Raw genomic sequence first — 22,585 nt, 5'->3', positions numbered from 1 at the left:
CGACACAACGTGTGACATGAGTCTCTGGATCCCTGTCACCATCGCCGCCGCCAGCTTTCAGACCGTACGGTTCATGCTGCAAAAATCCTTGAGCCGCGTGAAGCTGTCTGCCGCGGGCGCGACCTTTGCGCGGTTTGCGTATTCCATGCCGCTGGCCGTTGCCGGGCTGCTTGTGGCGTTACAGATAACCGGGGCCAGTCTGCCACCACTTAACGGAGTATTCTGGCTTTACGCTGTCATCGGAGGTACGGCTCAAATCCTGGCTACGATCTGTGTTGTTGCGTTGTTCAAACAAAGAAATTTTGCGGTTGGAATCACCTTCAAGAAAACAGAAGTCATTCAGACCGCGATTGTCGGATTTCTGGTTTTGGGCGACAGCGTTTCCGGCGGCGCTCTGGTTGCGATCCTGTTGGGGTTGATGGCGGTTCTGTTGCTGTCGAAAACCCCCGGTGGGGGCGGCGTCTGGTGGCGGCATCTGACCAACCGCGCGTCCCAATTGGGGCTTGGATCAGGGGTTTTGTTTGCGTTTTCCGCGGTCAGCTATCGCGGGGCGTCGTTGCAATTGGGTGATGCCGACGCCTGGTTCCGCGCACTGATCACCCTGGCCGCCGTCGTGACGTTTCAGTTTGTCAGCATGGGCCTGTGGCTGTTGTGGCGCGACCGGGCCGAACTGCGCGCGGTGTGGCAGACCCGATCGACCGGCGTGTTTGTCGGCCTGACCAGCCTGGGCGGTTCGTTTTGTTGGTTCTGGGCCTTCACCCTGCAAAACGCAGCCTATGTCAAAGCGTTGGGGCAGGTAGAGCTGATTTTCAGCCTGATGGCGTCGATCCTGTTTTTCCGCGAGACGATCACCCGGCGAGAAATCGCCGGGATGTTGCTGTTGGGTGTTTCGATACTGGCCTTGGTGTTGGCGATTTAGCCGGCGCGACGTTCGTCAAAGCTCAGGGCAATGAAGCTGGGCAGGTGATCGCCCATACCCACCACGGGCCGGCCATTGTCTTCCTTGCGCCCGCGGCCACGCGCTTTGGGCTCTCGCTCTTTCCGGGCGTCTTTCTTGACTTCGGAGTCCCGGGCTTTTTTCTCGGGCTTCGGCTTTTCAGGCCTGGGCTCTTCCTTGACCGGATTGTCGAGGCGCGGGATGTCTTTCTGGATCAGCTTTTCGATCGCAGCCAGGGCTTTTTCATCGCGGGCCGAGCAGATCGTGATGGCCTTGCCTTCGCGCCCGGCGCGACCGGTGCGGCCGATTCGGTGTACGTAATCTTCGGGATGGCCGGGGACGTCGAAATTGAACACGTGGCTGACGGCCGGAACGTCCAGACCGCGCGCTGCGACGTCCGATGCAACCAGCAGACGCAATGATCCGTCGCGGAACCCGTCCAGTGTCTTCATCCGCTGCGATTGGTCCAGATCGCCATGGATCGCGGCAGCGTCATAGCCGTATTTCTTCAGCGATTTCGCGCAGATATCGACATCCGTCTTGCGATTGCAGAAGATGATTGCGTTGGTGCACTTTTCACCTTCGGCGTCGATCAAAGCACGCAGAACATTACGTTTCTGACTTGCTTCACGATCCCGGCGGCCGCCTTTGAACATGACAACGCCCTGTTCGATCGTCTCGGATGCGGTCGCTTGGCGGGCGACTTCAACCCGGGCAGGGGCCGACAGGAATGTATCCGTGATTCGTTCGATCTCGGATGCCATGGTCGCCGAGAAGAACAGCGTTTGCCGTGTGAAAGGCGTCAGCGAGAAGATGCGCTCGATGTCAGGAATAAAGCCCATATCCAGCATCCGGTCGGCTTCGTCCACCACCATGATCTGCACGCCGGTCAGCAGCAGCTTGCCACGTTCGAAATGGTCCAGCAGGCGGCCGGGCGTGGCGATCAGAACGTCGACGCCACGGTCGATCAGGGCCTCTTGCTCTTTGAAGCTGACGCCGCCGATCAACAGCGCCTTGGTCAGTTTAAGGTGTTTGGTATAGGTGTCGAAATTCTCGGCCACCTGGGCGGCCAGTTCCCGCGTCGGACACAGGACCAGCGAGCGCGGCATGCGCGCGCGGGCGCGGCCACGGGCCAGCAAGGTGATCATCGGCAGTGTGAAGCTGGCGGTCTTGCCGGTGCCGGTCTGGGCGATTCCCAAGACATCGCGACCTTCCAGAGCGGGAGGAATCGCGCCTTCCTGAATTGGGGTCGGGGTTTCGTATCCGGCTTCCTCAATGGCTTTGAGGACCTTAGGGTTCAGGTTCAGTTCGTTGAATTTTGTCATGTAAGTCCGGTTTTTGCGGACACTTGACCTGGCCCGCGCGTCAAAGATGTGCCGGGCCCGGATGGCCATACGCGTGATGCGACATTTCGGCTTGTACGCGGACATAACAAAAACGTTGGCCGGGGTCAAATGAAGAGAATTTCACCTGTGCCTGCCTGTCGCCTGCGGTGAATTTCAGCAACAATTCAGCAACTTCCGGGAAAGTGTTTCTCCAGCTTTTCGTCCAGGTTCAAAGGGCGGTGGCGCAGCAGGCCGAGGCGTTCCAGGTTGGCGCGCACCTGTGCGTCCGCGCCGCTCATTTCATTGTAGAACGCACGCAGCCCGTCCATGCCGTGTTCGGCCTCGATCCAGTTGAGCAGTTCATTCTTGCTCAGCCCTCCCTGTTCGCGCGGAACATTCGGAGCCATGCCGGCCTGATACGAGCCACGATCCATGCGGAACTGGTAATGCGCTATCCAGTGATCCCAGTCCGGGGCATGACGATGGCACAGATCGATCTGGGGAAGCTCGTATTTGCACGGCAGCAGCGCCTTGTTCTGAAACAGGTTGTGGATGCGGATGCTCAGGTTTTTCAAGCCGGTGCGCACGAACAGCTTTCCCTGCACGTGACTCAGGAATCCGCCCATGACGAAGGCGCCGTAATTCGGGTAAATGGTCTCGACCAGCGCTTCGCGGTTCGGGCCATGCGGGATATGAGCTTTGTACAGGTCATCGCCCCCGGCCAAGGCTTCTAACGGGCGGACACGCACCGCGGGAACCGTGTCTGGAACATCGCGCAGAATATCGGAAATGGGGGCCGCCGGCCAAAGAAACTCATCCACATCGATATGTGTCAACCAATCCAGCCGAGTGTTTCGATAGGCAAAAGTGGCATGAACCGACTGGCGCACCTGATGCTTTTCCGGCCGTGCGCGTCCGCGTTTTTCCCAAAAGGCGTCATCACAGTTACGAACCCGAACCTTGGGGTGCATTCTCAGTGCCCTGAACGTGCGGCGGTTGGGTTCGTCCATGTAGATATACATGAAATCCGCCCCCAGTTCGAGGTGATGGGCCACGAACCGAAGGACGTCTTCGGTTGGCCCCCGGACCATGGAGACAATGCCCCAGGTGGTCATTTGCGCGGTGCGCGGGCGTCGCGCATGCGTTTCAGGCGTCGAAAAATTCCGCCTGGGTCCTTGTTCAATTGGATCATCAGGTGATCCACCAGCGGCGCAATCGTGGGATCATTCATCGCCCTGGTCCAGATCGGAGCGATGAGATTGACGTCAAGCCCGCCTTTTTCAAAGGAAAAGCCTTTCATCTGATAGGGCAGCGGCACGTGGTTCCTGTCCTTGAACTGAAACGGCGTTTCCGGGGCCAGCCCCGAGAAGAGCCGCTCGAACTCATACAGCTTCATCATGCTGAAGAACACGCGCAAAGCATGTCCGACCTCGCGCTGCGTCGGGGTCTGACCGTGATCCGCAAAGGTCTGAACAGAAGACACCAGCCAACGAAGGTCGAGGACGGAAAGAAGATGGTCGGATTGTTCGTCCCACAACCGGCAGAACAGCGCAGGGGCCTGACGCGGAAAGGAGCGTTTTCTGAGGTTCGAGATCAGCTGGGCGTTCAGGAAGGCAAGCTCTGATTTCCCGACGAATTCCCGCGCGATCTGAACGTGTTTGCGATCCCAGGTGGTGTTGCGCCCGGGCGGCAATTCGGTGGCGCTGTCGGGCACGATGCGTTTGGCCAGATCATCCAGATCGACGTCAGGCCCGGGCAGGGTCAGGGTGCCGAACTGAAACGGGCTGCGCCGGTTCTCATAGCTGTCCAGCATGTCGGGCAGGCCACCGGGATAGGTCAGTTCGTCGTCACTCATGCGCGCAGGATTGCACAGCCAAACCTGCCTGTGCAATCAGACAGTTGCCTCAGGTCATCATCTCTTTTGTCGCAGTCAGGTTCAGCGCGGGATAGTCACGGATCACCCGGTCGATATCCCATTGCAGGCGGGTCAGATAGACAATGTCGCCGTCATGGTCATGGGCGATGTGCTGTTTGTTGGCATTCACGAATTTTTCGACTTCTGCCTTGTCACCGCTGACCCAACGCGCCGAGGTGAACTGCGAGGCCTCGAACCGCACCGGCAGGCCATATTCCATCTCGATCCGGCTGGCGAGCACTTCGAACTGCAACGCGCCCACGACCCCCACGATAAAGCCCGAACCGATCGAAGGCTTGAACACCTTGGCCGCACCTTCTTCGGCGAACTGCATCAGGGCTTTTTCCAGATGCTTGGCCTTCATCGGATCGCCGGCGCGGACGCCTTGCAGCAGTTCCGGCGCAAACGACGGGATGCCGGTCACCCGCAGCGCTTCGCCTTCGGTCAGCGTATCGCCAATGCGCAGCTGCCCGTGGTTGGGAATGCCGATGATATCTCCGGCCCAGGCCTCTTCCGCCAGCTCACGGTCAGAGGCGAGGAACAGAACCGGGTTCGAGATCGCCATCGGTTTCTTGCTGCGCACATGGGTCAGTTTCATGCCGCGCTTGAAGTGACCGCTGGCCATGCGGACAAACGCCACCCGGTCGCGGTGCTTGGGGTCCATGTTGGCCTGAACCTTGAAAACAAACCCTGCGACTTTCTTTTCATCCGGGGATATCTGGCGCGGTTCGGCGGATTGAACCTGTGGCTGCGGGCCATAGGCGCCGATGCCTTCCATCAATTCCTTGACGCCGAACGAGTTGATGGCCGAACCGAACCAGATCGGGGTCATGTGGCCTTCCAGCACCGCCTGCGGGTCAAGCGCGGGCAGCAGCTCGCGGGCCATCTCGACCTCTTCCAGCAGTTTGTCCAGTAAATGCTCGGGCACGTGTTCCGCCAGTTTGGGGTCGTCCAGCCCGTTGATCTCGATGCTTTCAGCTACCTTGTTGCGGTCGGCGCGATCCATCAGTTCAAGCCGGTCGCGCAGCATGTCATAGCAGCCGATGAAATCGCGCCCCACGCCGATGGGCCAGGCCGCGGGCGTGACGTCGATGGCCAGCATTTCCTGGATTTCGTCGATGATCTCGAACGTGTCGCGGCTTTCGCGGTCCATTTTGTTGCAGAAGGTCAGGATCGGCAGATCGCGCAGGCGGCAGACCTCGAACAGTTTCTGCGTCTGACTTTCCACACCTTTCGCGCCGTCGATCACCATGACGGCCGCGTCCACGGCTGTCAGCGTGCGATAGGTGTCTTCCGAGAAATCGCTGTGGCCGGGTGTATCCACCAGGTTGAACCGGAAGTTCCCATAGTCGAACGACATCGCAGAAGCCGAAACCGAGATACCGCGATCCTTCTCCATCTGCATGAAGTCCGACCGGGTCCGCCGCGCCTCGCCCTTGGCACGGACCTGACCGGCCATCTGGATTGCACCCCCGTACAGCAGGAACTTTTCCGTCAGCGTCGTCTTGCCCGCATCCGGGTGAGAGATGATGGCGAATGTCCGGCGCCGGGCGATCTCGGGCGGCAGGGTGGGTTGGTTCGAGGTATCAAGCATGAGCGCGCGTATATGCGGGGAATCCTGCCGAAGCAAGACAAAGGGGCTGGTTCGAATCATACGGCTGTGGCAATAAGAACATATAGTGAACAAATGATGGAGTGGATCAATGAATTTGAAAGAGATTGCAGATGAACTGGTGGCCGGTTGCCGGGAAGACCGGGCCAAGGAAAACCTGTCCAAGCTGTATGCGCCGGATGCCGTTTCGGTCGAAGGGCAGGATTTTCAGGGAATGGGCCGGGAGACCAAAGGGGTCGAAGCCATCCGTGGCAAGCACGAGTGGTGGGAAAGCGCCCATGAGGTTTCTGCTGCGTCCGTCAGCGACCCGTTTCCCCATGGCGAAGACCGTTTTGCCGTGATTTTCGAAGTGCAGGGCAAGGTGAAGGAAACCGGCGAAGCGTTCGATATGCGCGAAGTGGGTGTCTATCACGTCGCTGACGGCAAGATCGTCCGGGAGGAGTTCTTCTATTGATCGACGATCCGTTTCTGGTCTTCCCTGTCTGGCCGGTGCTAGACATGCGGCAATGACTGACAGGGAGGATCCGATGGATCTGGGAATTCAAGGAAAGCGCGCGCTGGTCTGTGCCAGCAGCAAGGGATTGGGTCTTGGGTGCGCCGAGGCGCTTGCCGCGGTTGGCGTGAATCTGGTGATGAACGCACGCGGCCCCGAGGCGTTGGAGGCTGAGGCCGCGCGCCTGCGGTCCGAACACGGCGTCGAGGTGCAGACCGTGGCCTGCGACGTGATCACACCCGACGGTCAGGCGCAGGTGATCGAGGCCGCGCAGGGCGTTGATATTCTTGTGACAAATGCCGGTGGACCGCCGCCGGGCCTGTGGTCGGACTGGGAGCGCGATGATTTCATCAAGGCGCTGGATGCCAACATGCTGACGCCGATCGCGTTCATGAAGGCGCTGTTGCCGTCGATGATGGACAAGGGGTGGGGCCGGGTGGTGAATATCACCTCGCAATCCGTGCGTGCGCCGATTGCGGTACTGGGCCTGTCAAACGCGGCGCGTACAGGTCTGACGGGCTATGTGGCCGGAACCTCGCGTCAGGTGGCGCCACACGGGGTGACCATCAACAACCTGCTGCCGGGTATTCATGCCACGGATCGAGCGGATTCTCTGGACAGCGGTGTGGCGGCGCAACAGGGTATTTCGATCGACGAAGCACGCGCCAACCGTGCGGCGACGATCCCGGTCCGACGCTATGGGTCGCGGCAGGAGTTTGGTGCCACCTGCGCGTTTCTGTGTTCGCAACATGCGGGCTTCATCGTCGGCCAGAACATCCTGCTGGACGGCGGTGCGACCAACCTGACGATGTGATCATGGCGCAGGGGTTTTCGTTGAAAGATCAGTTGTTCAATGCTGAGAAAGTCCGCTTTCTCAGCGACTTGTTCTTGGACGCTGAACCGGGTTTCGACGCCTCTGCGTTTCAGGCACAGGTCATGTCGCGCCTGCCTGAACTGGAACTGAAAGAGCGTATGGCCTGGATCGCGACATGTCTGCAACAGGCCCTGCCGGGTGACTTGCCAACAGTCGCCCCGGTGATTTTGCGAGCTTTACCACCGCCGCTGGACCCAGCCAGATCGGATGATGACTTCGGCGATTTCATTTTCGCGCCGCTGGGCGAATGGGTCGCCTCCATCGGGCTGGATCACGTTGATCTGTCTCTGGATGTGCTGGAGGAGCTGACGCAGAGGTTTTCGATGGAATGGGCCATTCGGCCTTTCCTGAACCAGGCCCCTGACAGGGTGCTTGAGCGGATGCACGACTGGTGCACCCACGGCAGCTATCACGTGCGCCGATTGGTCAGCGAGGGAACGCGGCCCCGTCTGCCATGGGGGCAGGGCATCGGTCTGGGTTTGACGGACCCGTTGCCGCTGTTGGACCGATTGCACGGGGATTCCACCCGGTATGTCACGCGGTCAGTGGCCAACCATCTGAATGACATCACCAAGAAAGACCCCGGCCTGGTTCTGGGACGTCTGGACAAGTGGCGCACCGAAGCGCGACAGACCACGGCAGAGCTGGATTGGATGACTTCCCATGCGCTTCGCGGACTGGTCAAGGCGGGGCATCCAGAGGCAATGAAAATGCTGGGATTTAACCCGGATGCCGATGTTGCAGTAACGATTGACCTGAAATCCCAAGCCCGCATTGGCGGCGCATTGGAGTTTTCAGTCGGTTTGAGCGGAGAAGATGAACAGCTCGTCCTGGTGGATTATGTCATTCACTTTCAACGCCCTGGGGGGAAAACTTCGGCCAAGGTGCATAAGTTGAAACAGGCGACCCTGACAGGCGGAAAGCTCAATCTTGATAAGCGTCACAAGCTGAAAGGCGATGCCACGACTTTCAAACTGGTGCCCGGAGCGCATCGGCTTGAAGTTCAGGTGAATGGCAATATCCGCGCCGGTGTGGATTTCGAGCTGCTGGCGTAAAGCCCCGCCAGAAGGCTCACACTTTTGTCAGAAGCGCCTTACCCGGATTGCGAACCGCGGATCTCTGGATTAGCTGCGATGCAGCCACTTGCAAGGGGAAGACCGCGATGAAGCATGAATCGGTGCAGAATTATTATGGTGAAGTCCTACAAAGCAGTGCGGATTTGCAGACCAACGCCTGTTGCACGCCTGACGACATGCCGGATCATCTCAAGCGGATATTGTCCAGGATCCATGACGATGTGCTGACCCGGTATTACGGCTGCGGTCTGATCGCGCCGCTGGATCTCGAGGGCATGTCGGTTCTCGATCTTGGCTGCGGGGCGGGGCGCGACGTCTATGCGTTGTCTGCCATGGTCGGCGAAAAGGGCCGGGTGGTTGGGGTCGACATGACGCCCGAACAACTGGATGTTGCCCGCGCGCATCAGGACTATCACGCCAAGGCGTTTGGGCACGCCAAAAGCAATGTGGAATTCCATCACGGCTATATCGAGAAGCTGGAGGACCTGGATCTGGAGCCCGGATCGTTTGACATCATCGTGTCGAATTGCGTCATCAACCTGGCGACCGACAAGGAAGCCGTGCTGCGCGGCGCGCATCGGTTGCTGAAAGAAGGTGGCGAGATGTACTTCTCGGACGTCTATGCCGACCGCCGCGTCCCGCAGGCGATGGCCGAGGATGAGGTTCTGTATGGTGAATGCCTGTCGGGTGCATTGTACTGGAACGACTTCCTGTCGATGGCGCGCAAAGCGGGTTTCGGCGATCCGCGCCGGGTGACGCACCGCCCGCTGACCATCGAGAACCCTGCGCTGGAAGAACGTGTTGCCCCGCTCAGATTCCTGTCGGCGACCTATCGTCTGTTCAAGCTGCCGGCGCTGGAACCGGCCTGTGAAGATTACGGTCAGGCGGTGATCTACAAAGGCACTGTTCCCAACGCCCCGCATGCGTTTGTTCTGGATGATCACCACGTTATCGAAACCGGCAAGGTCTTTCCGGTCTGCGGCAATACCTGGATGATGCTGCGGGACACGCGGTTTGGCCGCCATTTCGACTTTATCGGCGATTTCTCTACCCATTTCGGTGTTTTCGAGGGCTGCGGCGGTGAAAGCCCGTTCGAGGCCACAGGCGAAACGATATCATCCGGCGGTTGCTGCTGATCCCTTGCACCTGAGGGGCGGGGTTGCTATCCCCGCCCAAGCCCGATGGATTTGATCGGGAAAGGCAATGGGGTCCATCGGTGACAGGTAACGCAACTCCTCCGCGTCTGGAAATTCGCAACATTGTTCGCCGGTTCGAAGGGCGGGTCGTCGTGGATGACGTGTCATTGACTGTGCAGGCCGGCAAAGTGACCTGTTTGCTGGGGCCGTCAGGTTGCGGGAAATCCACCACCCTTCGCATGATTGCCGGGGTCGAGATGCAGGACTCGGGCGAGATCTACGTCGATGGCAAGCTGATCTGCGACACCGTGTTTCGGGTGCCGCCAGAGCGGCGCGAGATCGGGTTGATGTTTCAGGACTTTGCGCTGTTTCCTCATCTGAGCGTGGCCAACAACGTGGCCTTTGGCCTGAAGGGCAGCAAGGACGAGAAACGTGCCCGGGTCGAGGAACTGCTGCGCAAAGTGGACCTGATGCGGTTCATCGACGGTTTCCCACATCAGTTGTCGGGCGGCGAGCAGCAACGCGTGGCCCTGGCCCGCGCTTTGGCGCCACGGCCCCGGATCATGCTGATGGACGAGCCCTTTTCGGGCCTCGACAACCGTCTGCGCGACGGTATTCGGGACGAGACACTGTCCATTCTCAAAGAAGAGGATGCGGCTGTCCTGCTGGTCACGCACGAGCCGGAAGAGGCAATGCGGATGGCGGACGAGATCGCGCTGATGCGGCGCGGCAAGATCGTCCAGCAGGGCGCGCCCTACAACGTCTACACCCGGCCAGCGGACAAGGCGGCCGTGGCGTTTTTCAGTGATATCAATGTGCTGCAAGCGCAGGTAAACGGAGCGCTGGCCGACACGCCGTTCGGCCAGTTTCTGGCACCGGGTATTCCGGATGGAACGGATGTCGAGATCGTCTTCCGCCCCCAGCACGTCAAACTGGATTTCGATCGCAACGGCAAAGGCCCATTGCCGACCGCGACTGATGGCGTTGCGGCGCGGGGCGTGGTCGAACGCGCGCGTTTTCTGGGAAATGAAAGCCTGGTCGAGTTTCGCATGGATTACGACGGCTCGGTCCTCAGGGCGACGGTTCCGAATGTCTTTGTGCCCAATCCGGGCCGTGTCATGTGGCTGACCATTCGTCGTGACAAGTGTTTCGTTTTCCCCGGGGCACAGAGTTGACCTCTCGATTTCCGTGCAAGTGGTGCGCGAAAGCCTCAGATTGCAGGTCCACGTCGCTTGCCGCATCGCGGGGCTGGGTCTATCAAGGGCCAAACGCGGGGGTAAATCGGGCACATGCGTATTCTTCTGACCAATGACGACGGGATCAACGCTCCGGGCTTGATCACGCTGGAGGCGATCGCTGCCGAACTGGCAGGGCCTGATGGCGAGGTTTGGGTTGTCGCACCTGCCTTCGAGCAATCCGGCGTCGGGCATTGCATCAGTTACACCCACCCCACGATGATCGCCAAGCTGAGCGAACGGCGATATGCGGCGGAAGGGTCGCCCGCGGATTGCGTATTGGCGGGGTTGCATGACGTGATGTCGGACTGCCCACCGGATCTGGTCCTGTCCGGCGTGAACCGGGGCAACAACTCGGCCGAGAACACGCTTTATTCGGGCACTATTGGCGGCGCGATGGAAGCGGCGCTGCAAGGTATTCCAGCGATTGCCTTGTCACAGTATTTCGGCCCGCGAAATCTGGGGTTGGACGACCCGTTCGAAGCTGCCGCTCGGTTCGGGGCCGATCTGGTCCGGCGCATTCTAGATGCAAATCCGGCGGAGCAGGGTGATTACCGCCTGTTTTACAACGTGAATTTTCCACCTGTTCCGGCAGATGAGGTGCGCGGTACGCGCGTTGCAGCGCAGGGTTTCCGGCGCGACACGCATTTTTCGGTCGAGCCGCACAGCTCGCCCTCGGGGCGGCGGTTCCTGTGGATCAAGGGTGGCTATCAGCATAACCCGACAGCGCCGGGAACGGATGCTGCGGTCAATCTGGAAGGCTATATCTCGGTCACACCGATGCGCGCCGACTTGACCGCATATGACATGCTGGAGGCATTGAAGGCGGTCGAATGAGCGGACTGGACCCGGAAACCGTGATGCAGTTCCTGTTTGCCCTGCGCAAACGGGGGGTCACGGATGCGCGCGTTCTGGAGGCAATGGAACAGGTTGACCGGGGCCGCTTTGTCACTGGCCTGTTCGCGGATCGCGCTTACGAGGACATGCCATTGCCGATCTCCTGCGGTCAGACGATCAGTCAGCCATCGGTCGTCGGCCTCATGACGCAGGCGCTGGACGTGCGGCCGCGTGACACCGTGCTCGAGATCGGAACAGGGTCAGGTTACCAGGCCGCAATCCTGTCGAAACTGGCGCGCCGGGTCTATACGGTCGAACGCCATCGGCGGCTTGTCAGCGAGACAGGAAAGCTGTTTGCCGATCTGGGGCTTACGAATATCACGGCCATGTTGTCGGATGGATCCTTTGGCTTGCCGGAACAGGCTCCGTTTGATCGGATCATTGTGACGGCGGCCGCCGAAGACCCTCCGGGACCGCTCTTGGCGCAGCTGAAAATCGGGGGTATCATGGTTTTACCCGTGGGTCAGTCGGACACGGTGCAGCAGTTGATCAAAGTAACGCGCACCGAGGCCGGTCTGGACTATGAAGAATTGACGTCGGTCCGTTTCGTGCCCCTGCTTGAGGGGCTTGGCAAGGACGAGGCGTAGCAGGCTTTGTAAATTGGTCGCCGGAACCCCGGACAACAGGGGCAGGCGTTGAGGACAGAATTATGAGTGCAGTATCCAAATCAGCTATGCGTCGCTGCGCGACCGGAGTGGCCGCTCTGGCCATTCTGGCCGGGTGTGAAGGGCCACTGGATTATGACCTGCGCGGTCAGGTCGGCGGATTTTCGACCACTGATGCAGTGCAGTCGTCAACAACGTCGCGCCCGTCGCCCGACAGCCGCGGGGTGATAACCTATCCGAACTACCAGGTTGTCGTGGCCCGACGGGGCGACACGGTGCGCGATGTGGCCGCGCGTGTCGGCCTGCCCGAGGGTGAGCTGTCGCGGTTCAACGGCCTTCAGACGACCGATACCCTGCGAGAGGGCGAAGTTCTCGCCTTGCCGCGTTCGGTGGGTGCAGGCAGCGGCGTAGATATCGCATCAGTTGCCGGAGCCGCCATTGATCAGGCCCCTGAAACGGGGGGCGTCCGGACAACGACGCTGGAGCCTGCCAAGCCAGCCCCGGCGCCGGTCGCAAGCGGGCCGGAACCAGTCCGCCACAAGGTCAAGCGCGGCGAAACCGCGTATACGATTTCACGCCTCTATCAGGTGCCGGTGGAATCGCTGGCGGAATGGAACGGCCTTGGGTCTGACTTCACCGTGCGTGAAGGTCAGTTTCTTTTGATCCCCGTTAAAAACCAGCCCGCCCCACGTCAAAGCGCTGCTGTGGCACCGGTTGCGGCCACCGAGGTAACCGAGCCGGGGCAGGGATCGCCGACGCCGACGCCTCCAAGTGCCACGCAGCCCTTGCCCGACGAAAAGGTCGCGCCGCTGGTTGAAGCCCCTGATGTGACGGCTGAAGCCCCGACGAACACGCGATCTTCGGCCATGTCGCTGCCGGTCAGCGGCACCATCATTCGCGGCTATAAAAAGGGCAAGAACGAAGGTATCGACATTGCTGCGGCCCCTGGCACAGCCGTCAACGCGGCTGAGGCCGGAACCGTTGCGGCGATTACCGCGGACGCGGATCAGGTGCCGATCATCGTTCTCAAACACAAAAACGATCTGCTGACGGTCTATGCCAATGTCGATGACATCACCGTCAAGAAAGGGGATCGTGTGCGCCGTGGACAAAAGCTGGCGCAGTTGAGGGGCGGGGATGATGCCTATGTGCATTTCGAGGTACGCAAAGGGTTTGAATCGGTGGATCCGGATCCCTACCTGAAATGAGGGCGTATGGCCCGTTTCGGGCCATGCCTTCGGCGGGAGTATTTTTGAAAAGATGAAGTGCGTCAGGCGTTTGGGTCGTAGTCGCTCAGGCGTTTGCCGGGTTCGTCTGCGAAGATCTCTGGCAGCGGCGAGACGGATTCGATCAGGTCGATGCGGAAGACGCGGAAACCGTTTCGCAATTCGCACCATGCGGTAAGTGTCCAGACGCGGCCCCAATACTCCATGTGAAGCGGACGGATGGTGCGTTCGGTCAGAACGCCGTCAATGCGGCGGTAGGACAGCCGAAGTTTCTGGCGTGATTTGATGGCGGCGCGGATCGGAGCCATATGCGCAAGCCCGCGGGCTGCATCGGCAAAAGGGTAGACCGCGAATTTCCAGCTATCGGCTTCGGCCACAACCTGTGTGGGCAGAACGGCATCGATCTTGTCTGCCAGAGAGTTCGCGGCGGCTTTCAGCTCTGGATCCGCGGCCTCGGCCACGATGGCCATACCGAGGTTCAGGGCCTCGAGCTCGGCCGGGGTCAGATTCAGCGGCGGTAGGGTGATCTGCTCGCGCACCATGTAACCCACGCCGCGCTCACCTTCGACCGGGACGCCCGAAGCGACCAGAGTATCCATGTCGCGATAGATGGTGCGGACCGACACTTCCAGCCGGTCCGCGATGTCCTGCGCGCGGTGCAGTTTGCCGTCGCGCAGGATCTGGATGATATCGAACAGGCGGTCAGTTCGGCGCATGACACGCCGTCCGGACCGCGCCTAGGCAGTCATGTTCCATAATACAGCCTCATGGCGCATCTGAACGCTTTCAGGGTTGATGGCCGCCATCATGCCTGCTGCACATTCCTGTTGCGGGAACTGCGCCGCAGCGTCCTGCGCGGCCTTCATGTCCGTCCAGACGACATAGTCGGTCCAGCGCCCGTCTGCGCCCTGACTAAGCTGCCGGTGGGCAAAGCCAGGCGCGCTGCGAACAAAGGCTTCGGATGCTTGGCTGAGCTTCACGAACTCTTCAGGGGTGGTGCCGTTGGCAAGAGTGAAGGTGACGATTTCAGCAACATGGGTCATTTGGTTCTCCGTTGACCAGGTTTCGATACCGTCCTCTTAATGACGCCCAACTGACATAGACCTGTCAGTTGGAAAATGCGAGCCCATAGTTTTTTGCAGATGAGGTCAATTTTCGCCCTCAATCTGTGCCGTATCCCTTTTGGGACAGGGCCTGGAGGCGTAAACACGGTCCCAGTTCATATTCCCGACGCGCATATGCGTCGATGAAAAAGGAGAAGAGACATGCTCAACAATATCGGCCTTCCCGGTCTTCTGCTGATCGCCGTCGTGGTTCTGGTTCTGTTTGGCCGCGGCAAGATCAGCTCGCTGATGGGCGAAGTCGGCAAAGGCATCACCGCGTTCAAGAAGGGCGTCAAAGACGGTTCGGAAGAACTGGAGCAGGACGCGTCGGAACTGGCCAAGGACGTCACGCCTGAAACCGAGAAAGACAAGGCGTAAGCGCGGATGTTTGACTTGGGCTGGACCGAACTTCTGGTCATCGGCATTGTCGCCCTGATCGTCGTCGGGCCGAAGGACCTGCCGGTTTTGTTCCGCAATGTGGGGCGATTTGTCGGCAAGGCCCGTGGCATGGCACGCGAATTCAGCAGCGCCATGAACGAGGCGGCCGATCAGGCCGGTGTGAACGAGATCAAGAAAGGTCTCAACGCCGCCGCGAATCCGGTTGGCTCGGCCATGGATGGCGTGAAACAAGCCGCGCAGGATATGGCGAAAAGCATGGATCCCACCAAGTTCGATCCTGACAGCGAAACCGGTAAACTGGCAGCCGAGCGAGCCGAACAGGCCAAGAAAATTCAGGCCTCAACGGCCCGCGCCGCCGCCGAGCGCAAAGCCAAGGAAGCTGCCGAGGCCCTGGCCAAGGCCGAAGAAGCCGAAGCGGCGCTGAAGACTGAAGGCGAAACATGACCAAGACCGACGAGATCGAAGATACCTCGGCCCCATTGATCGAGCATCTGGCCGAGCTGCGTACGCGGTTGATCCACTGCGTCGTGGCCTTTCTGGTCGGGATGATCATCTGCTTTACGGTGGCCACGCCGCTCTTCAACTTTCTGACCAATCCCCTGTGTGAGGTTCTGAATGAGCGTGGACAGGATTGCGGCCTGATCTTCATATCGCCACAGGAAGGGTTCTTTGTCGCGATCAAGGTCTCGCTGCTTGGCGGGTTCATTCTGGCGTTTCCCTATATCGGGATGCAGATGTGGCGCTTTGTGGCTCCGGGCCTCTACAAGTCGGAAAAGAATGCGTTTCTGCCTTTCATGCTGGCCTCGCCCTTCATGTTCCTTCTGGGTGCAAGCTTTGCTTTCTACGTCGTCACGCCGTTGGCCTATGACTTCTTCCTTGGGTTCCAGCAGTTCGGGGCTGAAGGTGAAGCCGTGGCCGATGGAGTAACTACAGCGCCGCTGAGCGTGGTGTTTCAGGGCTCGGCGCAGGAATACCTGAACCTGACGATCAAGTTCATCGTGGCCTTTGGGCTGTGCTTCCAATTGCCGGTTCTTCTGACCCTGATGGGCAAGGCAGGGCTGGTCAGCGCCGAAGGTCTGGGGGCCATGCGCAAATATGCGGTGGTTGGCATTCTGGTGCTGGCGGCGATCGTGACGCCTCCGGACGTGATCACGCAGATTATTCTCTTTGTTGTGGTCTATGGCCTCTACGAGATCTCGATCTTCCTGGTGGCCCGGGTTGAAAGGAAACGGGAAGAGCAGTTGCGTGCCGACGGCTACTATGACGATGAAGAAGCCGAAGCAGACGAAGATCTGATGCGGGAATTCGAAGACGACAAGTAATCTGCTGAAACAACAACCGAGGCGCGCCCCGACCGGGCGCGCCTTTTTCGTTCGCGGGCCTTGTTGCGCCAACCAGAACATGCTTTGAACCGATCCGTATCTGACCGGAGGAGCCGATGGACGACCAAGCCCTGAACCGTATTGCTGCCGCGTTGGAGCGCATGGCGCCGGCGCCTTTGGCCACACCGGATTTCAATGCGGCCCCGGCCTTTGTCTGGCATGTAGAACCGGAACGCCTGGAACCGGTTGAACAGGTCAACCGCGTCGATCTGGATCTGCTGGTCGGCATCAATCGGTCGCGCGACACGTTGCTTGACAACACCCGCCGCTTCGCGGCCGGCTACAAGGCAAACAATGCGTTGTTGTGGGGCGCGCGTGGGATGGGCAAGTCCAGCCTCGTGAAGGCCGTCCACGGCACGCTGAGCGCGGACCACCCCGACCTGAAGCTTGTGGAGCTACAACGCGAGGATATGGGCTCGGTCGCGCGTCTGCTGAACCACCTGCGCGCGGCGCCTTATCGGTTCATCCTGTTTTGCGACGACCTCTCGTTCAGTCACGATGACCAGCATTACAAATCGCTCAAGGCCGTTCTGGATGGCGGTATTGAAGGTCGCCCGGAAAACGTGGTGTTCTACGCGACCTCGAACCGCCGCCACCTGATGCCGCGGGACATGATTGAAAACGAACGCTCCAGCGCCATCAACCCGTCAGAGGCGGTCGAGGAAAAGGTATCACTGTCCGACCGCTTCGGATTGTGGCTGGGATTCCATCCCTGCGATCAGGACGAATACCTTGCCATGATCGACCGCTATTGCGCGGCCTATGGCGTTTCGGTCGATGCCGAAATCCTGCGCGCCGAAGCAATTGAATGGCAGGCCACGCGCGGATCGCGTTCGGGCCGTGTCGCCTGGCAGTTCTTCGTCGATCTGGCCGGGCGCAACGGCGTTCATATCGCCTGATCCCATCTTCATCTGGCTAAAAATATCCCCGCCGGAGGCATGGCCCGTCAGGGCCATTTCCTAAAGCAGCGCCAGAATCCGGGCGGCCTCATCTGCGGTGCTCGTCAGCGCATCGCGATCTTCGCCTGGGTGGAACCGGGCACGCACGGCGGTGGGCATCGGCGCTGGTTCCACGATCGAGACGCGCGGACCGGTACGTTCGGTCTCGGCCGCCCAACTGCGGGCCAGGGCCATTTGCGCGGCCTTGGTGGCGCCGTAGATGCCATAGAATTTCTCACCGGCCTTCGGGTCATCGAAAAACACAGCGTGGCCGTTTTCACCCAGCAGGGGCGAGACATATGGGATCAGAACCGAAGTTGCGTTTGCATTCGTGTTGACTGCCTTGGTCCATTCCTTGGGGTCGACGAAATGTACCGGCGTCAGCGCCGAGGTGTGAATGGCCGTGTGCAGCCACAGATCCACCTTGCCCCAACGGTCATGGATCCCACGGCACAGGGTTGCCATCGCGTTGGGATCGGTGATGTCCATCGGTGCCAGCGTGGCCGAGCCACCCTTGGCCTTGATGCGATCGTCCAGTTCTTCCAGCCCGCCAGTGGTCCGGGCGACTGCGACGATGTGGTATTCGGGCGCCAGCGCTTCGGCCAGCGCAGCGCCCAGCCCGCGAGAGGCCCCGGTTATCAGGGCGATTTTGGTCGTATCGGTCATGCCTGCGGTTTGAACCCCCGCGCGCGGGGCGTCAAGATGTGATCAGCCGCCGGGGATGGCGATACGCCTGGTCTGGCCGCTTTGTCGCAGCATGATGCCATGCTCATCAATCGCGACCACTGTGCCCGAGGCAACGCGGCTTCCGGGTTTGACCTCTTTTACACGGCCTGATGACAGGCGCATCAGGGCGCGCATGTCTGCTTTCGGCCCGAATACGCCCAGAACCGAGACGGAATTCTTCTTCAGCGCGCCCCGCTGCGTGGCCGCGCTTTTGACTGTGGCGTTTGACATGATCCGTGGTCCGGGACATGGCCCGGAACCCCTTGTTGAGTGAGTGGTGGCCGCCGGATAACAAAACGCTCAAGCGAACAAAAGCGCTGCGCGGACAGGTGTCATCACGATTTGGCGCCTTTGAAAAAAGCCCTTGTGAATGCGTGGATTTCGCCGACTGGTTGTGGCAAATTTCCACTCATCCACATCACGTGACAGCAACCGGACCGGCCGACGGCCATCGACTGCCCGGAACGATCCGCCGTTCTGATTCGCCATTCAGAATGGAAAACCGACTATGTCAGTTCCGTATCGTCCGATCAGCCCGAGGCCAGTTTTGCCGCATTCCAGGACCCGCCCGGGACCTGCATGTCAGCGCGTTTCTGGCTGACACGGCTGCTGTTTTCCAGATTGTCCAGATAGCCTTCGCTGACGCTGCCCGTGATGTATTTGCCGTCAAAACAGGAACAGTCGAAGGCTTCGATCTCGGGATTGCCTTCCTTGGCGGCCCAGATCAGGTCTTCCAGGTGCTGATAGAACAGGGCGTCCGCACCCAGTTCTTCGCGGATCTCTTCGATGTCCTTGCCGTTCGCGATCAGCTCGGCCTTGGTGGGCATGTCTATACCGTAGACATTGGGGTATTTGACCGGCGGCGAGGCGCTGGCGACATAGACCTTCTTGGCCCCGGCATCGCGGCACATCTGAACGATCTTCTTGATGGTGTTGCCCCGTACGATGGAATCGTCGATCAGCAGAACACTGTGGCCGTCGAATTCCAGCGGCACGGCATTCAGCTTTCGGCGGACGGATTTCTGCCGTTCCGCCTGACCCGGCATGATGAACGTACGCCCGACATACCGGTTTTTCACCAGCCCTTCGCGATAGGGGATGCCGGTGATCTTCGCGGCTTCCAGAGCCACGGGGCGGGCGCTGTCGGGCACCGGGATGATCCGGTCGATTTCCAGCCCCGACTCCTGAATCTGCTTGGCCAGCGTCTGGCCCATGCGCATCTGAGTCTTGTAAACCGAAACACCGTCCAGCAAAGAATCCGGACGGGCCAGGTAGACATACTCGAATATGCAGGGCGTCAGTTTGCCCTCGACCGCCTGAAACTCGTGCATGTTGCCGTCTAGATCGATCAGAATTGCCTCACCCGGCCGAAGATCACGCAGCTTTTCAAAGCCGTTGATGCCAAAGGCCACGTCTTCCGAGGCAAAGGCATAATCATCACCGTCTCCGTCTACTTCGCGTTTGGCGACCGACAGTGGGCGAATGCCAAACGGATCGCGGAAAGCCAGCATGCCGACGCCTGCGACCAGACAGATCACGGAATAGGCGCCCTGAACGCGTTCCATCGTCATCTTCACACCGGCAAACAGATTGCGGATGGGTTCGCGATTGCCATTCACCTTGATCGCATCCGCCACTTTGTCGGCCAGCACGTTCAGCAGGATTTCAGAATCCGACGTGGTGCGCAGGTGACGGCTGTATTTGCCGGTAACCTTTTCGCGCTGTTCAGCGGTATTGGTGATGTTGCCGTTGTGAACCAGATAGATGCCGTAGGGGGCGTTCACGAAAAAGGGCTGCGCCTCGGCCGCGCTGAGGGACCCCGCCGTCGGATAGCGCACATGACCCATGCCCACACGACCCAACAGGCTTTCGGCATCCTGGGCATTGAACACGTCCTTGACCAGACCGTTGGCCTTCTTTTCGCGGAAGAATTCGCCGTTGTAGGTCACGATCCCAGAGGCATCCTGACCCCTGTGCTGCAACATCAGCAGCCCGTCATAGATTTCGGCAAACACATCATGTGTCCGGCTTGCGATTCCCAAAATCCCACACATTTACGGGGCTCCAACTTCTATGACGATTTGACCTGAGGATTGACCGCAGTTCGGCATCGGATCCTCTGCAAGGCGCGTGCAGTCGGTTTGGTGGCAGGCGACAACGACGCCAATAGGGCGACCATCACAACGACCAGCGCGCATTCGTACAGAAAGAACAAGATCGGTGGCTCCGATTCCGTGGCGGGTTGGCCTCCACATAATGCCTAATGGCGTGGCTGTCATCAAAGGATCCACTCACCTATTGCCGCAGGTCGGGATTTCAGGGATCGGGGCAGGGTCAGGAACAAGATGACATGTGCAATCATATATGCTGTCATGCCAGTCAATAAGTGCAAGTCAGGATGGGTGAAGCACGCAAAGGGCCGGAATGTGGCAACATAAACCTCAACAGAACAAGCAGGAGCGGATCAAGCAACGGTGCCACAGGTGCCGGGGAATGGGGCGGGCACCCTGTCAGATCTGCAACGGCGTGGGCGAAGTTGTCAAAAGCCGCGATATTCTTGGCAAACCGATTTCCAGCCGGTGTGACGGGTGTTTCGGGCTGAAAACGATCCGCTGCACGGTTTGTGGCGGGGAAGGGTATATGTGAATCGAAAAAGCCCGGACGATGCCGGGCTTTCCTCACGCTATGCACCCCAAGATTACCCGTCAGCTGGTGCCGTGGTTTCGGGTTGTTCGTTTCCTGCCGTGCAGCTGGCGACCAACTCTTCATATTGTGCAGTCACCCACCCCAGAGCCGCTTCGGGGTTCTGTTCTTCAATCTGGCTGCTGAACTGCTCGAACACCTTGGCCGAGCGGCTTTCGTCCACGATTGTATAGGACTGGCCGGTCATGACCGTGTCATAGACAAAGAAGGCGATTGCAACCAGCAGAATGCCGCGTGCGATGCCGAAGAACAACCCCAGCGCCTGATCCAGGCCGCCCAAAGCCGAGCGCTGGACCAGCGATGAAAACAGCGGCGTGAAGATGCTGACCACGATCAGCGCCACGGCGAAGACTGCTGCAAAGCCGGTGATCACCGACAGTTCACAGCTGTCGCGCAGGAAATCTCCGACCACCGGGATTTCCTTGACCAGCGGTACGGCCTGTGGGGCAAAGATGAATGCCAGAACGGCCGCTGCGACCCAGCCTGCAATGGCCAGAACCTCGCGCATGAATCCGCGTGAGTAGGCCAGCAAGCCCGACAGCACGATGATCAGGGCGACCACCCCGTCAATTATTGTAAAACCTTCCATGGCCCTCGCCTGTTCTTTTTCTGCCCCTCGGGGCGCGACTTTAACCTGCTCCGAAGGTTTCGCCAACAAACCCCACCAAATCAGAGGGTCGGGTGAGTGTCAGACCTGCCACAGTGCCGGTTTTGCCACCTGCCGGAGCAATTGCCGCTGTGAAACCAAGTTTTTGCGCTTCTTTCAACCTGTTTTCGGTCTGTGGGGCCGGTCTAAGTGCCCCTGACAGCGAGATTTCTCCGAAAACGACCGTATCCGTGGGAAGGGCCGTGTCTTCGCGTGCGCTCAGTAACGCAGCGGCAACGGCCAGATCGGCAGCGGGTTCGCTGATTTTCAATCCTCCGGCGACGTTCAGATAGACATCAAGACCCGCGAAGGGGATGCCGCAGCGCGCTTCGAGCACTGCGAGGATCATTGCCAGCCTTCCGCTGTCCCATCCAACGACGGTTCGGCGCGCTTGCGAATGAGGTGAGGGTGCGACGAGCGCCTGCAATTCGACCAGCACGGGGCGGGTACCCTCAATTCCGGCGAAAACAGCAGAGCCGGGGCTTGGTTTGCCGCGTTCGGACAGGAACAGGGCCGAGGGGTTGGTGACTTGTGCCAACCCCTTGCCGGTCATTTCGAATACACCAATTTCGTCCGCCGGGCCAAAGCGGTTCTTGACTGCGCGCAGGATGCGGAACTGGTGGCCGCGCTCGCCCTCGAAATAAAGCACCGTGTCAACCATGTGTTCGACCACGCGAGGGCCGGCGATCTGGCCCTCTTTGGTGACGTGGCCAACCATGATGATCGAAACACCGTGCCGTTTCGCAAACGTGGTCAATTCATGTGCCGCAGCCCGGACTTGTGAAACAGAGCCGGGTACGCTGTCGACATTGTCTGCCCACATGGTCTGAATCGAGTCGATGATGGCCAGACCGGGTTTCTCCGCTTCAAGCGTTGTGAGGATGTCGCGCAGATTGGTTTCGGCGGCGAGTTGAACGGGGGCGTCTTCAAGCCCCAGACGGCGGGCCCGCATGCGAACCTGTGCGCTGGCTTCTTCGCCCGAGACATAGATGGTTTTCACGCCCGCACGTGCAAAACGCGCTGCGGCTTGCAGCAGCAGGGTGGATTTCCCGATGCCGGGGTCTCCGCCCACCAAAAGGGCCGAGGCCGGGACCAGCCCGCCGCCCAGAACACGATCGAGCTCCTCAACCCCGCAGAGGGTGCGGGGCGGCGGTGTTTCCTCGGTCGACAAATCCGTGAGTGCAATGGACTGGCCGCGTTTTCCGCCGAGGGATTTTTTGGCCGGGCCAGCCGAAAGGGGCGCGTCCTGAACTATGGTGTTCCATTCGCCACACCCATCGCAGCGCCCGGACCATCGTGTATGCGTCGTGCCGCAGGCCGAGCAGGAGAAGGATGTCGTCTTTGCCATGACGCTCTT

Annotated in this window: 25 protein-coding genes; 14 read left to right on the top strand and 11 right to left on the bottom strand. The window is 59.8% G+C overall.

Features of this window, described 5'->3' with window-relative positions; all coding sequences use genetic code 11:
• Positions 1–16 precede the first annotated feature (16 nt).
• Positions 17–919 carry an EamA family transporter gene (locus NOR97_RS08730; protein ID WP_257598849.1) on the top strand — a complete coding sequence of 301 codons (903 nt, stop codon included), beginning with the start codon at positions 17–19 and terminating at the stop codon, positions 917–919.
• Here NOR97_RS08730 and NOR97_RS08725 read toward each other — a convergent pair.
• From NOR97_RS08725 to NOR97_RS08710, 4 genes are all read right to left on the bottom strand, one after another.
• Positions 916–2,262, bottom strand: a complete 1,347-nt coding sequence (locus tag NOR97_RS08725) for a DEAD/DEAH box helicase (RefSeq protein ID WP_257598848.1) — start codon at positions 2,260–2,262, stop codon at positions 916–918. The two genes, NOR97_RS08730 and NOR97_RS08725, sit on opposite strands and share 4 nt — an antisense overlap.
• 185 nt (positions 2,263–2,447) lie before the next feature.
• Entirely contained in the window at positions 2,448–3,377 is a 930-nt protein-coding gene (locus NOR97_RS08720; RefSeq protein WP_257598847.1) for a glycosyltransferase family 2 protein, read from the bottom strand.
• On the bottom strand, positions 3,374–4,117 hold the full coding sequence (locus NOR97_RS08715) for a hypothetical protein (RefSeq protein WP_257598846.1): 744 nt from the start codon (positions 4,115–4,117) through the stop codon (positions 3,374–3,376). Before NOR97_RS08715 ends, NOR97_RS08720 begins: the two co-directional genes overlap by 4 nt.
• 49 nt (positions 4,118–4,166) lie before the next feature.
• Positions 4,167–5,771 carry a peptide chain release factor 3 gene (locus NOR97_RS08710; RefSeq protein ID WP_257598845.1) on the bottom strand — a complete coding sequence of 535 codons (1,605 nt, stop codon included), beginning with the start codon at positions 5,769–5,771 and terminating at the stop codon, positions 4,167–4,169.
• A gap of 109 nt (positions 5,772–5,880) precedes the next feature.
• Here NOR97_RS08710 and NOR97_RS08705 point away from each other — a divergent pair, with 109 nt between their 5' ends.
• The 8 genes from NOR97_RS08705 (at position 5,881) to NOR97_RS08670 (ending at position 13,313) form a co-directional block, all read left to right on the top strand.
• The gene (locus tag NOR97_RS08705) at positions 5,881–6,243 is read left to right on the top strand and encodes a nuclear transport factor 2 family protein (RefSeq protein WP_170344063.1); all 363 of its coding nucleotides are present in this window, start codon (positions 5,881–5,883) and stop codon (positions 6,241–6,243) included.
• 73 nt (positions 6,244–6,316) lie between these two features.
• Entirely contained in the window at positions 6,317–7,096 is a 780-nt protein-coding gene (locus tag NOR97_RS08700; protein WP_257600850.1) for an SDR family oxidoreductase, read from the top strand.
• A gap of 2 nt (positions 7,097–7,098) precedes the next feature.
• Positions 7,099–8,211: a hypothetical protein gene (locus tag NOR97_RS08695; protein WP_257598844.1), complete on the top strand. Its 1,113-nt coding sequence runs from the start codon at positions 7,099–7,101 to the stop codon at positions 8,209–8,211.
• 107 nt (positions 8,212–8,318) lie between these two features.
• Positions 8,319–9,368, top strand: coding sequence for a methyltransferase domain-containing protein (locus NOR97_RS08690; RefSeq protein WP_257598843.1), 1,050 nt, complete (start codon positions 8,319–8,321; stop codon positions 9,366–9,368).
• 80 nt (positions 9,369–9,448) lie between these two features.
• Positions 9,449–10,543 carry an ABC transporter ATP-binding protein gene (locus tag NOR97_RS08685; protein ID WP_170344066.1) on the top strand — a complete coding sequence of 365 codons (1,095 nt, stop codon included), beginning with the start codon at positions 9,449–9,451 and terminating at the stop codon, positions 10,541–10,543.
• 114 nt (positions 10,544–10,657) lie between these two features.
• Entirely contained in the window at positions 10,658–11,440 is a 783-nt protein-coding gene (gene surE, locus NOR97_RS08680) for a 5'/3'-nucleotidase SurE (protein WP_257598842.1), read from the top strand.
• Positions 11,437–12,087 carry a protein-L-isoaspartate(D-aspartate) O-methyltransferase gene (locus NOR97_RS08675; protein ID WP_152458180.1) on the top strand — a complete coding sequence of 217 codons (651 nt, stop codon included), beginning with the start codon at positions 11,437–11,439 and terminating at the stop codon, positions 12,085–12,087. The genes surE and NOR97_RS08675 overlap by 4 nt, the downstream gene beginning before the upstream one ends.
• Positions 12,088–12,149: 62 nt before the next feature.
• On the top strand, positions 12,150–13,313 hold the full coding sequence (locus tag NOR97_RS08670) for a LysM peptidoglycan-binding domain-containing protein (RefSeq protein WP_257598841.1): 1,164 nt from the start codon (positions 12,150–12,152) through the stop codon (positions 13,311–13,313).
• Between the two features lie 62 nt (positions 13,314–13,375).
• Here the strand turns inward: NOR97_RS08670 and NOR97_RS08665 are convergent, their stop codons facing one another.
• Positions 13,376–14,047 (bottom strand): YafY family protein, encoded by a 672-nt coding sequence (locus NOR97_RS08665; protein ID WP_170344069.1) that lies wholly within the window; start codon positions 14,045–14,047, stop codon positions 13,376–13,378.
• Between the two features lie 21 nt (positions 14,048–14,068).
• Positions 14,069–14,374: a hypothetical protein gene (locus NOR97_RS08660; protein WP_257598840.1), complete on the bottom strand. Its 306-nt coding sequence runs from the start codon at positions 14,372–14,374 to the stop codon at positions 14,069–14,071.
• Positions 14,375–14,596: 222 nt separating this feature from the next.
• Between NOR97_RS08660 and NOR97_RS08655 the strand changes: the two genes are divergently transcribed.
• The 4 genes from NOR97_RS08655 to NOR97_RS08640 all read left to right on the top strand — a co-directional run bounded on the left by NOR97_RS08655 (position 14,597) and on the right by NOR97_RS08640 (position 17,114).
• Entirely contained in the window at positions 14,597–14,812 is a 216-nt protein-coding gene (locus tag NOR97_RS08655) for a twin-arginine translocase TatA/TatE family subunit (protein WP_152458176.1), read from the top strand.
• 6 nt (positions 14,813–14,818) lie between these two features.
• Entirely contained in the window at positions 14,819–15,277 is a 459-nt protein-coding gene (gene tatB, locus NOR97_RS08650; protein WP_152458175.1) for a Sec-independent protein translocase protein TatB, read from the top strand.
• The gene (gene tatC, locus NOR97_RS08645) at positions 15,274–16,155 is read left to right on the top strand and encodes a twin-arginine translocase subunit TatC (RefSeq protein WP_170344071.1); all 882 of its coding nucleotides are present in this window, start codon (positions 15,274–15,276) and stop codon (positions 16,153–16,155) included. Before tatB ends, tatC begins: the two co-directional genes overlap by 4 nt.
• 116 nt (positions 16,156–16,271) lie before the next feature.
• Positions 16,272–17,114: an ATP-binding protein gene (locus NOR97_RS08640; RefSeq protein WP_170344072.1), complete on the top strand. Its 843-nt coding sequence runs from the start codon at positions 16,272–16,274 to the stop codon at positions 17,112–17,114.
• A gap of 60 nt (positions 17,115–17,174) precedes the next feature.
• Here the strand turns inward: NOR97_RS08640 and NOR97_RS08635 are convergent, their stop codons facing one another.
• From NOR97_RS08635 to purF, 3 genes are all read right to left on the bottom strand, one after another.
• A complete protein-coding gene (locus NOR97_RS08635; protein WP_170344073.1) occupies positions 17,175–17,819 on the bottom strand; it encodes an SDR family oxidoreductase in 645 nt (214 codons plus the stop codon).
• A 42-nt stretch (positions 17,820–17,861) separates the two neighbouring features.
• Complete coding sequence (locus tag NOR97_RS08630) at positions 17,862–18,110, bottom strand: hypothetical protein (RefSeq protein ID WP_170344074.1); 249 nt, start codon at positions 18,108–18,110, stop codon at positions 17,862–17,864.
• A 299-nt stretch (positions 18,111–18,409) separates the two neighbouring features.
• Entirely contained in the window at positions 18,410–19,933 is a 1,524-nt protein-coding gene (gene purF / locus NOR97_RS08625; RefSeq protein ID WP_257598839.1) for an amidophosphoribosyltransferase, read from the bottom strand.
• 439 nt (positions 19,934–20,372) lie between these two features.
• Between purF and NOR97_RS08620 the strand changes: the two genes are divergently transcribed.
• Positions 20,373–20,525, top strand: a complete 153-nt coding sequence (locus NOR97_RS08620; protein ID WP_170344076.1) for a hypothetical protein — start codon at positions 20,373–20,375, stop codon at positions 20,523–20,525.
• Between the two features lie 52 nt (positions 20,526–20,577).
• On the opposite strand, the gene NOR97_RS08615 is transcribed toward NOR97_RS08620, so the two are convergent.
• Positions 20,578–21,171 (bottom strand): CvpA family protein, encoded by a 594-nt coding sequence (locus NOR97_RS08615; protein ID WP_170344077.1) that lies wholly within the window; start codon positions 21,169–21,171, stop codon positions 20,578–20,580.
• Between the two features lie 40 nt (positions 21,172–21,211).
• Complete coding sequence (gene radA / locus NOR97_RS08610; protein WP_170344078.1) at positions 21,212–22,576, bottom strand: DNA repair protein RadA; 1,365 nt, start codon at positions 22,574–22,576, stop codon at positions 21,212–21,214.
• Between the last annotated feature and the right edge of the window lie 9 nt (positions 22,577–22,585).

It is taken from the genome of Ruegeria sp. YS9 (genome assembly GCF_024628725.1).
GTDB lineage: Bacteria > Pseudomonadota > Alphaproteobacteria > Rhodobacterales > Rhodobacteraceae > Ruegeria > Ruegeria atlantica_C.
This window is presented reverse-complemented; position numbering and strand designations above follow the sequence as displayed.